Origin of the sequence: Kitasatospora mediocidica KCTC 9733 (assembly GCF_000744225.1) — a bacterium.
GTDB lineage: Bacteria > Actinomycetota > Actinomycetes > Streptomycetales > Streptomycetaceae > Kitasatospora > Kitasatospora mediocidica.
Genome location: NZ_JQLN01000006.1, coordinates 48,278 through 61,070, shown reverse-complemented (window position 1 = coordinate 61,070; position 12,793 = coordinate 48,278). Strand labels below are relative to the sequence as shown.

At 72.9% G+C, this 12,793-nt stretch carries 9 protein-coding genes; 1 reads left to right on the top strand and 8 read right to left on the bottom strand.

From position 1 onward, the window contains the following. Positions 1–124: 124 nt before the first annotated feature. From BS80_RS26530 to BS80_RS26500, 7 genes are all read right to left on the bottom strand, one after another. Positions 125–1,831, bottom strand: a complete 1,707-nt coding sequence (locus BS80_RS26530; protein WP_035802937.1) for an urease subunit alpha — start codon at positions 1,829–1,831, stop codon at positions 125–127. Beyond that, positions 1,828–2,571, bottom strand: coding sequence for an urease subunit gamma (gene ureA, locus BS80_RS26525; RefSeq protein ID WP_051967222.1), 744 nt, complete (start codon positions 2,569–2,571; stop codon positions 1,828–1,830). The genes BS80_RS26530 and ureA overlap by 4 nt, the downstream gene beginning before the upstream one ends. Before the next feature lie 48 nt (positions 2,572–2,619). After that, entirely contained in the window at positions 2,620–3,771 is a 1,152-nt protein-coding gene (locus BS80_RS26520; RefSeq protein WP_035802935.1) for an agmatine deiminase family protein, read from the bottom strand. A 93-nt stretch (positions 3,772–3,864) separates the two neighbouring features. Next, positions 3,865–5,022, bottom strand: a complete 1,158-nt coding sequence (locus BS80_RS26515) for an agmatine deiminase family protein (RefSeq protein WP_035802933.1) — start codon at positions 5,020–5,022, stop codon at positions 3,865–3,867. A 265-nt stretch (positions 5,023–5,287) separates the two neighbouring features. Continuing rightward, positions 5,288–7,852: a bifunctional lysylphosphatidylglycerol flippase/synthetase MprF gene (locus BS80_RS26510; RefSeq protein ID WP_051967221.1), complete on the bottom strand. Its 2,565-nt coding sequence runs from the start codon at positions 7,850–7,852 to the stop codon at positions 5,288–5,290. Further along, positions 7,849–9,168, bottom strand: a complete 1,320-nt coding sequence (locus BS80_RS26505; RefSeq protein ID WP_063772086.1) for an alpha/beta hydrolase — start codon at positions 9,166–9,168, stop codon at positions 7,849–7,851. The genes BS80_RS26510 and BS80_RS26505 overlap by 4 nt, the downstream gene beginning before the upstream one ends. A 302-nt stretch (positions 9,169–9,470) precedes the next feature. Then, entirely contained in the window at positions 9,471–10,667 is a 1,197-nt protein-coding gene (locus BS80_RS26500; RefSeq protein ID WP_035802931.1) for an agmatine deiminase family protein, read from the bottom strand. Positions 10,668–10,871: 204 nt separating this feature from the next. Here BS80_RS26500 and BS80_RS38075 point away from each other — a divergent pair, with 204 nt between their 5' ends. Further along, positions 10,872–11,570, top strand: a complete 699-nt coding sequence (locus tag BS80_RS38075; RefSeq protein ID WP_051967220.1) for a TetR/AcrR family transcriptional regulator — start codon at positions 10,872–10,874, stop codon at positions 11,568–11,570. Positions 11,571–11,590: 20 nt separating this feature from the next. Here BS80_RS38075 and BS80_RS26490 read toward each other — a convergent pair whose 3' ends face one another. Next, positions 11,591–12,757: an agmatine deiminase family protein gene (locus BS80_RS26490; RefSeq protein WP_035804003.1), complete on the bottom strand. Its 1,167-nt coding sequence runs from the start codon at positions 12,755–12,757 to the stop codon at positions 11,591–11,593. Positions 12,758–12,793: the final 36 nt, after the last annotated feature.

Here is a 12,793-nt window from a genome sequence, read left to right as displayed (position 1 = left end):
GATCACCGCGCACAACGCGCCGCGTTCCCCCGCGCGCCGCAACGCGCCGCCGGCTCGCTCAGGCGCTGGCTCAGGCGCTGGCTCAGGCGCTGGCTCCGGCTCGGCGACCACCCGGCGGCGGGCCCTACAGGAAGTAGAGCCGGCTGAGCGGGACCTCCTGCGCCGCCTCCGAGTGGACGGGCGCGCCGTCCAGGGTCACCAGACCGTTGCGCGGGTCGACCAGCACCTGTCCCAGGCGGGCGTTGTGCACCAGGTCGGCCGGGCCGATGCCACGGGTGTCGCGGACGGCGACCCGGCGGCGGCGGGTCGTCATCGCGTCGTGCGGGCTGCCGGGCGAGCCGGACTCCGCGGCCGCCCGGCTGACGAAGGCCACCGACAGGTCGGCCGGTGTCGCGCCGTGTCCGCCGAACAGCGGTCCCAGGACCAGCGGTTGGCAGTGGTCGGTGGCGGCGTTCGGGTCGCCGGTCACGCCGTAGGCCGGGAAGCCGGCCTTGAGCACCATCTGCGGCTTGGCGCCGAAGTGGTCGGGGCGCCAGAGCACGATGTCGGCCAGCTTGCCGACCTCGATGGACCCGACCTCGTGGGCGAGTCCGTGCGCGATGGCCGGGTTGACGGTGAGCTTGGCGATGTAGCGCAGCACCCGCGCGTTGTCGTCGCCCGGGCCGTCCCCTTCCAGCGGGCCGAGCTCGGCCTTCATCTTGGCCGCCACCGCGAAGGTGCGGCGCACGGTCTCGCCGGCCCGGCCCATGCCCTGGGCGTCGGAGGAGGTGATGCCGATGACCCCGAGGTCGTGCAACACGTCCTCGGCGCCCATCGTGCCGGCCCGGATCCGGTCGCGGGCCATCGCCGCGTCGCCGGGCAGGTCGGTCTTCAGGCCGTGCACGGAGACGATCATGCCGTAGTGCTCGGCGAGGGCGTCGCGGCCGAACGGGAGGGTCGGGTTGGTGGAGGAGCCGATGACGTTGGCGACGCCGGCCATCTTGAGCACGTTGGGGACGTGCCCGCCGCCGCAGCCCTCGATGTGGAAGGCGTGGATGGTGCGCCCCTCCAGCACCGCAAGGGTGTCCTCGACCGACAGGCACTCGTTCAACCCGTCGGTGTGCAGCGCCACTTGGACGTCATGGTCCTCGGCGACCCGCAGCGCGGTGTCCAGCGCGCGGGTGTGCGCGCCCAGGTCCTCGTGGACCTTGAAGCCGCAGGCGCCCCCCTCGGCCAGCGCCTCCACCAGCGGACCGGCGTCGGAGGACGAACCCCGGCCCAGGAAGCCGATGTTGACCGGCCAGGCGTCGAAGGCGTTGAAGGCGTGCCGCAGCGCCCAGGGCGAGTTGACGCCGACGCCCCACATCGGGCCGCACTCCTGGCCGATGATGGTGGTGACGCCGGAGGCGATCGAGGCCTCCATGATCCGCGGCGAGAGCAGGTGGACGTGGGTGTCGATCGCACCGGCGGTGGCGATCAGGCCCTCGCCGGAGACGATGGACGTCCCGGTGCCCACCACCACCTCCACGCCGTCCAGGGTGTCCGGGTTGCCGGCCCGCCCGATGGCGCTGATCCGGCCCTCCCTGATGCCGATGGAGGTCTTGCGGATGCCCTGCACGGCGTCGATCACCAGTACGTTGCTGATCACCACGTCGCAGGTGTCACGGACGGCCGCGGCCTTCAGGTGCATCCCGTCCCGGCCGGTCTTGCCGAAGCCGACCAGGAACTCGTCACCGGGCGCCTGCGAGTCCGACTCGACCCGGACGACGAGCCCGCTGTCGCCGAGCCGCACCCGGTCGCCGGCCCGCGGGCCGTGGACGGCGATGTAGTCCTGCGGGCCGATGCCGGTCATTGCGCGACCTCCGGGTCGTCGAAAGTGTTCAGGTGGCCGGTCGAGTGGCTGGTCGAGTGGCTGGTCAGGTAGCCGGTCGCGCGGGCCTTCGCGAGCGCCGCTTCCCGGGCGCCGGGCGCGTCCAGCGGGCCGTCCACCAGGCCCGCGAAGCCGATCGCGACGCGGGCGCCGCCGATCGGGACGAGCCCGACCTCGACGACCGCGCCCGGGTCGAAGCGCACGGACGAGCCGGCCGGCACCGCCAGCCGGGTGCCGTAGGCGGCGGCCCGGTCGAAGGCGAGCCGGGGATTGGTCTCGAAGAAGTGGAAGTGCGAGGTGACCGAGATCGGCACCGAGGAGGTGTTGCGCACCGGGAGGCGGACCGCCGGCTCCGGGTCGGACAGCGGCTCGGGGCCGGGCAGCACCGCACCCGGCGCCTCCTCCCCCAGCCCGCCACCACCCCCGAAGGGATCGGTGATCACGGCGAGCCTGGTCCCGTCGTCGAAGACCGCCTCGACCTGGATCTCGGTGACCACGTCGGCCACTCCCGGCAGCACGTCCTCCGGTCCGAGCACTCCGCGAGCGGCCGCGATCGCCTGCGCCAGCCGGGCGCCGTCCCGGGCCGCCTCGCAGGCCGTGTCCGCGATCAGCGCGGTCGCCTCCGGCACGTTCAACCGCAACCCGCGGGCCCGGCGCGCCCGGGCCAGCTGCGCGGCGCCGAAGAGCAGCAGCCGATCACGCTCCGTCGGGGTCAACTGCACGTTTCCTCCTGGGGACTGGAATGGACGGGCCCGACGACTGATGGGCCGTCAGATTGTTGGTGTGGCCGGCTGGTCGTGGGTGGAACAGTGGATTCCGCCGCCGCCGGAGGCGATCGTGTCGATCTTCACGGGGACGATGTCGCGGCCGGGGAAGTGGTCGCGCAGGATCTGCTGCGCCCGGTCGTCGGCCCGGTCGTCACCGAAGCGGGGGACGAACACCGCCTTGTTGGCGACGTAGAAGTTGACGTAGGACGAGACGAAGGCGTCGCCGCGCCCGGTGACCCGGTCGGGGTCGGGCTGGGGCAGGTCGATGATCTGCAGCTTGCCGCCGCGGGCGTCGGTGGCGTTCTGGAGCACACCCCGCGCCTGGTCCGCCGCGCGCGACCAGATGTCCGGCGGGTTGCCGGGGAAGGCCTGGTCCAGCAGGACGACGCCCGGGGCCACGAAGCGGGTCAGGCAGTCGACATGGGCGTCGGTGATGTCCTTGCCGCGCACGCCGGCCAGCCAGATGACCTTCCGGACGCCCAGCGCCCGCACGAGTTCGGCCTCGATCTGGTCTCTGGACCGACCGGGGTTGCGGTTGTCGTTGACCACCGCGCTCTCGGTGATCAACAGCGTGCCCTGGCCGTCCGTCTCGAACGAGCCGCCCTCGGCGACCACCGGCGTCTCGACGCGTCCGATGCCGTAGTGCTCCAGGGCCGTGCGGGCGACCTTGGCGTCGTTGCCGTGCTGCTGCTTCCCGCCCCAGCCGTTGAAGTTGAAGTCGACGCCCATCAGCTTGCCCGACTGCTCGACGAAGACCGGCAGCGTGTCGCGGGCCCACGAGTCGTCCACCGGGATCGCGACGACCTCGACGTCGTTGCCGCAGGCCTGCTGCGCCTGGTCCTGCTGTCCGGGGCGGGCCAGCAGGACCACCGGTTCGTAGCCGGCGATCGCCTTGGCCAGGCCCGCGATGTCCTGTCGTACGGCGGGGAGTTGCTCGCCCCAGATGCCGTCCGAGGCCGGCCAGGCCATGAAGGTGCGCGCGTGGTTCTCCCACTCCGCGCCGAACCGGCGACCCGCCGGCGCACTGGCCGCCGGTGCGCTCGCACCCGGCGCGGGCGGCCCGGAGGGACCGGGCGCCGCGGGTTCGGGCTCGTCCGGCGCGCAGGCGGCGGCCCCGAGGGCGACCACCCCGGCTCCGGCCAGCGAGCGCAGCATCGTTCGACGGGACAGGGGAAACGGGGGCACGGAACACTCCAGCGGGTGGATGTACGGGGTTCTTCGCGAGAGGTCGCGGACGAAAGAGCGGGCCTACGGCAGCGGCTGGTGCATGGTGGAGCAGTGGATGCCGCCGCCTCCGCCCATCAGGCGGTCGACGTCGAGCTGGACGACCTCGCGCCCGGGGAACGCCGCCGCGAGGGTGGCCCGCGCCGCGGCGTCCTTCACCCGGTCCCCGAACTGGGCGGTGATGACCGCACCGTTGACGACGTGGAAGTTCAGGTAGGAGTCGACGAACTTGGGGTCCTTCGACCGCACGGAGTCGGGGCCGTCCACCCGGATCACCTGCAGCCGGCGCCCGCGCGCGTCGGTGGCACCGGCCAGGATCGCGAACTGCTCGCGCGCGTCCTTGGCCCAGACGTCGGTACGGTCCTCCGGCGGCAGCTGCACCATCACCACGCCCGGACGGATGAACCGGGAGGTGACGTCGACGTGGTCGTCGGTGATGTCCTTCCCCTTGATGCCGGGGAGCCAGATCATCCGGTCCGCGCCGTAGGCGTCGAGCACGGCCGCCTCGACCTCGTCCCGGCTCATGCCGCGGTTGCGGTTCTTGTTGACGAGGCTGCTCTCGGTGGCCATCACCGTGCCGTCACCGTCGGTCTCGATCGCGCCGCCCTCGCCGACGAAGTCCGCCCGGCTGAATCGCAGCGACTCGTACTCCGCGACGTACCCGGCCACCCGGGCGTCGTTGCCGTGGGTCTGCTTCCTGCCCCAACCGTTGAAGTTGAGCCCGACGGCGTCGAGCCCGCCGAAGCCGTCCTGGCGGAACACCGCGCCGATGTCGCGCATCCACAGGTCGTCGGTGGGGATCTCGCTGGTCACGGTGACCCCGCGACCGCACAGGGCCCGGGCGTCCGCGGCGGCGTAGTCGTCGGCCGCGCACATGATCACCGGCTCGTAGGCCGCGATCGTGCTCGCGATCAGGGCAATGTCGTCCTGCACCCCGCGCAGCCGGCGGCCCCAGATGGACTTGCCGGCCGGCCAGGACATCCAGGTGCGCCGGTGCGGAGTGTCGTCCATGCCGACCCGCCAGCGCTGCGGCGCGGCCTGCGCCGCGGCGGCGCCGGCCGACGAGCCGACGGCCAGGGCGGCCGCGCCGAGGCCGGCGGCACCCAGCAGGCCCCTGCGCGAGGGGCGCTCCCCGAAGAGGCGGCTACCGAGCGAAGGACGGGCGTGGGCGGGTTCGGTCATGGGGACCTCCGGATCGAGTGTCGCTCTGCCGGACCGGCAACGACGAACGGGCGGGGAACGGACGGCGGGATCGCGGCGACGAACGGGCGGCCGCAGCACACCGGGACGGGCGCCGTGGAGAACTCCAGGGCCTGAGCGGCCGGCGACGTCCCGACCACTCTCGCACTGACTGAAATTTCAGTCAACCCCTCGCCCTCGACAAAGGGCACCGGCCGGGCTGGCCGGTGCCCTTCGGGCCCGAGGACCGGGAGGCGGCGCCCGTCCGCTACGAGGTGAGCCGACGCGTCAGGCGCAGGCCCTGCGCGGCGGTCAGGTGCGGGAGGTAGGCCTTGCCGATGGCGCGGGTGATGGCGGCGAGCGCCGCCGGGTCGGGATAGACCATGTACAGCGGCCGGTACTCGGGCTGGAACTTGGCCTTGAACGCGAGCAACGACCGGAACCCGTAGACCGGTTCGAGCACCCGGCCCATCCCGTCCAACATCCGTTGGAGCGCCTTGGGCGGCTCGTCCTGCGCCGACCGGGCGAGCGGGGCGCCGGAGAGGCTGAGGAAGCGGGCGCCCTCCTCCTTGAAGCTGAGGGCGGCGGAGGCGATCAGGAACTCCATGACGCCACGGAACCCCTCGGCCCGGCGGCGCATGAAGTCCAGCGTCCAGCCGACCGGTTCGCCGTTCTCGTAGACGGGCATCCAGCTGGTCAGCCCGTGCACGGTACGGTCCGCGTCCACCGCGACCAGCACCCGCACGGCCGGATCGTCCAGTTCGTCCAGCCCGCCGAGCGTGAAGCCCATCTCCGGCATGCCCTTGTCGGCGACCCACTCCTCCGATATCGACCGGATCTGGTCCCGGATGGCGATCGGCGCGTCGCGGTAGCTCCACCACTCGGCGGTGATCCCGTCCCGGTCCGCCTTGTTGAGCGAGGTGCGGATGTCCTGCCACTTCTTGCCGGTGAAGGCGAGGTCGGGCAACGCGACCACGGTGTCCTCGGCGACCTGGAGGGAGCGCCAGCCGAGTTCCTCGGCCGCGGCCAGGGTGTCCGGGGTGACGCTGTAGAAGCAGGGCGTCCACCCCCGGGCGTCGCAGTACCGGGCGAAGCCCGCCACCGCCCGCTGCCGGGCCTGCGGTTCGCCGAACGGGTCACCGGTGGTCAGCGCGACGGTGGCCAGCCCCAGGCCGGACAGCACCCGGTAGGGGACGGCGGCCCGGCCCTCCTCGTCGAACCAGTAGTGGTTGCCGTCCCAGGTGGCGATGAAGGAGAGCGTCGAGCCGCCGTGGGCGGTGAGCAGCGCGCGGGCCCGGGCCGCGTCCGCCGCGCCGACGTGCACCCGCGGGCGTCGGAAGGCCAGCAGCAGGGCGCAGAGCGTGACGGCCCAGAAGAGCAGCCCGCAGCAGATCTCCAGCCACTGCGCGGTGCCGCCGTCCGCGATCGGGCGATCGGGGAGCAGCTCGCCGTAGGCCGGCGGCAGCAGCTCGGCCGGCAGGCCGGCCACCAGCCGCAGCAGCGTGGTGGTGGGTTCGTACTGGTCGCGGACCAGGGTGCCCACCCCGACGTACGCGCCGCAGGCCAGCAGCAGCGACCCGCCGATCGCGGCGGCCAGCCGGCGGGCGTCCCGGCGCCGCAGCCGCTGGCCGAAGCGCGGCCGGGCGGCCAGCAGCAGGGCCAGGATCAGCACGGGCAACAGCAGCGACTCGCCGATCACCTCGTAGAGGTAGCGGGTGTAGCCGCTGCTGACCGAGTCGCCGTAGGTGAGTTCGAGCACCCTGCCCAGGACGCCCATCCAGAGCAGTTCGGTGACGACGGCGAGCCGCCAGGCCACCCGCAGCCCCCGCCGCAGCCCCTCCGCCAGCACCAGCAGCAGCGCGGGGACGAGGGCGGCCATCAGGCGGCCCGGGGAGGCGTAGAAACGCTGCACGGAGTGCGCGCGGGCGCAGGCCCGCAGCGACTCGTCACAGGCGTCGGCGAGGTCCTGGGCGCTCGGCACGTGCGAGAAGTAGAGGTCTCCGAGGCTGTTGAACGGGCCGCCGGCGCCCTGGTAGAGCGAGGCGACCAGCGGGCCCAGCGCGGTCGCCGCCAGGCAGAGCGCGACCAGCACCCGGGCCTCGGTCTGCGAGACCCGGCGCGGCAGGGCCGGCCCGCGCCGGTACATCAACGCGCCGGCGACCAGCCCGACCAGCACCGCGCCAACCCGCTGCACGCCGGGCAGATGGCCGACGTAGAGCATCATCACCAGCGGGACGAGCACGACCAGCAGTCTCAGCCGGCGCCGCCAGAGCACGCTGAGCCGGAAGCTGAGCACCGCGGCCAGGCCCAGGATCCCGGTCAGTGGACCGACCGTGAGCTGGTCCTGGATGTCCAGCATCCAGTCCAGCTCGGCGAGCGTCCCCAACTGGACGGCGCCGATGCCCAGCAGGCTGCCGAGCACCTGGCAGCCGATCAGCACCGCGGCGCTGCGCCCGGTGCCGAGCCGCTTCTCGGCGGCCGGCCCGACCGCCAGCAGGAGCAGGCTGGTGACCACGTACGAGTTGACGCCCGAGCACCAGAGCAGCGAGGTCGCCGGGCTCCACCAGCAGCCGTCGGCGAGCGTCGGCAGACCGGTGCCGACCTCCTCGACCAACCCCTGCGGCACCTGGTGGCCGATGCTGCCGCTGGCCACGCCGACGGCCCAGAGCACCACCAGGAGGGAGACGGTGAGCGGCGCGGCGCGCAGCCGGGCGGCGAACCGGGCCGCCGTCGGCCGCCAACGCCGGTAGCCGGCCCCGGAGTCGGCGGTCACGGGGACGGCGGTCACGGGGACGGTCTCGGTCCGCGGTATCGCGGGGACGGTCTCGGTCACGGGGTCAGTCCTGTCTGCCGGGCCAGCCAGGGGATGTTCTCGCCCAGTCCGGTGCGGAAGGTGTTCCAGTCGTGGCCGCCGGGGACGGTCGCGTACACGGCCTTCATGCCGGCCTGCACTGCGGCGGCGTACGCCTTCTCCTGCTGCGGCCGGAACTCGCCGTCGCCGGCCCCCGCCACGAAGGAGCCGGCGGTGTCGGGGAAGCTGCGGTGCGCCATCACGTGCAGCGGGTCGACGGCGTCGAAGGCCGCCTCGTCGCCGCCGAACGCCTCGTCGACCGTCCTGGCGTGGCTGCCCAGGGTGGGTTCCTGCTGCCCGGAGATGTCCAGGAAGGAGCCGTAGACCTCCGGCGCGTTGACGGCGAGTTGGAGGGAACAGGTACCGCCCAGCGAGAGCCCGCCGATCGCCCGGGCGGTGCGCCCGGGGGCGGTCTGCAGGTGGGAGGTGATCCAGTCGGGGACGTCCTGGGCCAGGTAGGTCTGCGACTTGGCGATCCTGGAGTCCATGCAGAGCGTGTTGCTCCAGATCGAGCCGGTCTGGTCGACGACCACCACGATCGGGGCCAGGCCCTGGTGGGCCTCGGCGAAGGCGTCCATCTGGTCCTGCAGCGCGCCGGCGCCGATCCAGTCCTCCGGAGAGCCCGGCTGGCCGACCATCAGGACCAGGACGGGCAGCAGCGGGCGCGGGCTGGTCCGGTAGGCGGGCGGGAGGTAGACGTAGGCGTCGCGCGCCTTGAAGCCGGACTTGACGCCCGGGATCGACGCGGTGGAGACGGTGCCCGCGTCCGGCAGGTGGCCGGTCGGGTGCCAGACCTCGGAGAGCGCGCGGCCGGGCGGCGCGGCCACGGTGTTGGGGTCCCGGTTGGTGGGCAGCGCGTCGGTCCTGCCGATCCAGGGGGCGAGCAGCACCCGCGCCGTCGGGTACTGGTCGAAGTGCCGGTTGACCTGCGAGGCGGACATCAGCGTCACCAGCGCGGCGCCGAGGGCGATGGCGGCCCGGCCGCGCCAACGCGCGGGAGGTGTCCGCAGGGCGGCCAGGCAGAGCCCGAGGATGCCGGCGCCCAGCCAGAGGGTGACCCGGTGTGGCAGGTGGTCCGGGAACGGCTGCCACCAGTCGTCCACGGTGAACTGCAGCAGCACGCTGAGCACCGCGGTGAGCGCCAGGGCGAGCGGGAGACGGCGGCTCCACCAGTGGCTGCGCCGCGAGACCGCCAGCGCGAGCAGCGCGGCGAGGCCGCCCGCGAGCACCAGGTGCGGGATCAGCCCGTGCGTCAGTGACCAGTTGAGCGGGTGCACCCCGTGGGTCGGCCGACTCATCGTGCTCCCCCTCGCTGGGCGGCCGTGGCCGCAGCCGCGGCCGTGGCCGGCAGCCGATCCGGGACGGCGCGACCGCGCGGGCGGGGAGGAGTTGCTGGCTTCACCATGGCCCGTACCCTGACACTGACTGAAAAGTCAGTCAAATTCGTCTCCGGTGCCCGCAGGGGACGGGCACCGGAGACGGACCGCCCCGGGCGGCCCCGGGTCACCTCGGCATTCTGCTGGGCGGTACATGAGATTTTGATGAGGTTCGCAGACCGGGGCCCCGGACAGCCCGGCCCGTGCGGTCAGCCGGAACGGTGTCAGACGGCCGGCTGCTGCTGGGTGACGCAGTGGATGCCGCCGCCACCCGCGCCGAGGGCGTCGATGTCGAGCTGTTCGACGACCCGGTCCGGGAAGAGGGCGGACAGGCTGTCGTACGCGGCGTTGTCGGCGTTCGTGTCACCGAACTGGGCCGAGATCACCGCGCCGTTGCAGAGGTAGTAGTTGGCGTACGAGCCGACGAAGTCCGGGTTGGTCGAGCGGATCCGGTTGTAGTCGGGCCCCTGGAGCTGGGTGACCTGCATCGGGACGCCCTGGGCGTCGGTGGCGGCGGACAGCGCCTTGTACTGCTGGCGCTCGTCGTTCGACCAGACGTCGGTGTCCGTCGAGAGCGGCATCTGCACCAGGCCACTCCCGTCGCCGAGGAACCGCGAGGTCGCGTCGACGTGGTCGTCGGTGATGTCCTGGCCGCTGATCCCGGTGAACCAGATGACCTTCGAGGCGCCGTAGGCGGCGCACATCGCGGACTCGATCTGCGCCTGCGTCATCCTGGGGTTGCGGTTGGAGTTGATGATGCTGCTCCGGGTGGCCATCAGCGTGCCGTCGCCGTCGGTCTCGATCGCACCGCCCTCGCTCACCAGGCCCGCCGCCGTGAACGGCACGCCGACGTAGGCCGCGATCCGGCCGGCGACCAGGGCGTCGTTGGCGTGCGTCTGCTTGTTGCCCCAGCCGTTGAAGTTGAGGCCGACCGCGTCGAGACCGCCCGCTCCGTCGGTGCGGAATATCGGGCCCGAGTCGCGCATCCAGCAGTCGTCGACGGGGATCGTCCCGATGACCGTCACATTGCGCGCGTTGCACGCCTTGCGGGCGGCCGCGACGCTGGCCGCGTTGGCGCAGACGAAGACCGGCTCGTATTTCGCGATCGTGTTGGCGATCAGCGCGATGTTCTTCTGAACGGCCGCCAGCGCCCCGCGCCCGGTCCAGATCTTGGCGTTGTCGGGCCAGGCCATCCAGGTCCGGGTGTGCGGGAGGCTGTCGGCCGGGACCACGAGGGCCGACCCGGCCGCGGTGCGGGTCCGCGCGCTCAGCTGGGACACCGCCCGGGGCGTCACCCGGGGCGCCGCCTGGGCGGTGCCGCCGCCGGCCACCGTCCACACCGCGCCGGCCGCGGTCAGCCCGGCGGCGGCCAGCAACTTCCTTCTGCCCAGCAGGTACTGGGGCTCAGTGTGCTCGTTCATGTGCACTCTCCCGTCGACCATCCGTGGAGGTTCCACCGATGCCGGGGACGCTATAACTGACCAAGCGCTCGGTCAATAATCTGCGCACACCTTCTCGATCTGACGCATCGTCAGATCTCTTGTCCCGCCGGGCTCCACGACGAACCGGCGGCGGGCTCGGGGCCACCCGCCCGCCGTGATCGGCCGGTTCGTTAGAGTGGCGCCGTGGCTACCCGTGCGAAGGACACCCGACCCCCCGCTCCCCCGGCGGAGTCGGCGCCGGACACTGCCGAAGCGGGCCGCACCGCCCGGGGCGGCCGCTCGCGCAGCTCCGCGAAGGGCGAGCAGACCCGCGCCCGGCTGATCGCCGCCGCGCGCACCCTGCTGACCGAGGACGGACTGGCCCGCTTCACCACGCGGAACGTCGCCGCGCTCGGCGAGGTGTCGCACGGCATGTGCCACTACCACTTCCAGGACCGGACGGACCTCATCGTCGCGGTGATCGAGGACATCCGGCCGGAGTGGATCACACCCCTGGAGGAGGCCGTCCAGGCTCCCGGGGACTTCGCCCGGCGGGCCGATCGCGTGATCGAGTTGCTGACCCGGCCCGAGGGCGTCGACCTGTCCCGCCTGCACTCCTCCCTGCACTGGTTCGCGCTGAACGACGAGCGGGTCCGCAGCAGCCTGGAGGCCGAGTACCGGCGCTGGCGCGGCTGCTTCGTCGACCTCTTCCAGGTGCTGGCCGACGAGCGCGGCGACGGCCTCGACCCGGTCCCGCTGGGCGAGGCGGTGGCGGCGGCCGCCGACGGGCTGGCCGCCGTCCAGTCGCTGGACGCGCAGGTCGACGCCGAGTCGGTGATGCGCACCCTGGTCCACGCGCTGGCGGCGGGCGCCCGGGGACCACGGGCACCCGGCCGCGCCTGAACGAGCGCCCGACCGGGCCCCTACGGAGTCGCGGCGGCGGTCACCGGCTGCTGCTGGGTCGAGCAGTGGATGCCGCCGCCGCCCGCCGCGATCGCGTCGATCGTCAACTGGACGATCTTCCGCCCGGGGTGGAGCTCCCCCAGCGTGGCGGCCGCCTTCTCGTCGGCCGCCTGGTCGCCGAAGCGCGGCATGATCACCGCGCCGTTGACCACGTAGAAGTTGACGTACGTCGCCAGGAAGTTCTTGCCCTGCCCGCTGATCTTCGTGAAGTCCGGCTCGGTGATTTCCACGACCCGCAGGCTCCTGCCGTCGGCGTCGGTGGCCGTCCGCAGCACCTGCTGCGCCTGGTCCGAGGCGGTGGACCAGATGTCGGGCGGGGTGTCCGGACCGGGCCGGTGCAGGACGACCACGCCGGGCTGGACGAATCTGGCCAGCGCGTCGACGTGGCAGTCGGTGATGTCCTGGCCGGCGACACCCTTGAACCAGATGACCTTCCGCACGCCGAACAGGTCCTGCAGATCGGCCTGGATCTGGTCGCGGGTGCGGCCGGGATTGCGGTTGGGATTGACCAACGAGCTCTCGGTGGCCATCAGGGTGCCCATCCCGTCGACCTCGATCGCACCTCCTTCGCCGGTGATCGGCGCCTGCACCCGGGGGATCCGGTAGGTGTCGAGCAGGCGCCCGGCGACCTGGCTGTCGTTGGCGTGGGTCTGCTTGTTGCCCCAGCCGTTGAAGTTGAGGTCCACACCGGACAGCGCGCCCTGCGGACCGGTGACGAAGGTCGGCCCGGTGTCGCGCGCCCAGAGGTCGTCGACCGGCAGGGGGATGACCTCGACCGAGGAGCCGCACAGCTGCCGCGCCGCTGCGACCTGGTCCGGCGAGGCCATCAGGACGACCGGTTCGAACTGCGCGACCGCCTGCGCCAGATGGGCGATGTCCTGCTGCACGTCCGGGAGTTGGTCGCCCCACACCTCGGTCAGGGCCGGCCAGGCCATGAACGTGCGGGTGTGCGGCAGCCACTCGGCGGGCATCAGCCGGACCGGCCCGGTCGCGCTCGCGGTCGGGCTCGGCGGCGTCGAGTCCTCCGGCCCCGGCGGCGAGGAGGTGCAGCCCTCCAGCGCCGCGAGGGCCGCCAACGCCGAGCCGGCTCGCAGCACCGTCCGGCGGGACGGCGGGAGGTTTCGCATGAAGACCCCGGTTTCGTACTGTTCTGTCACCTAGAG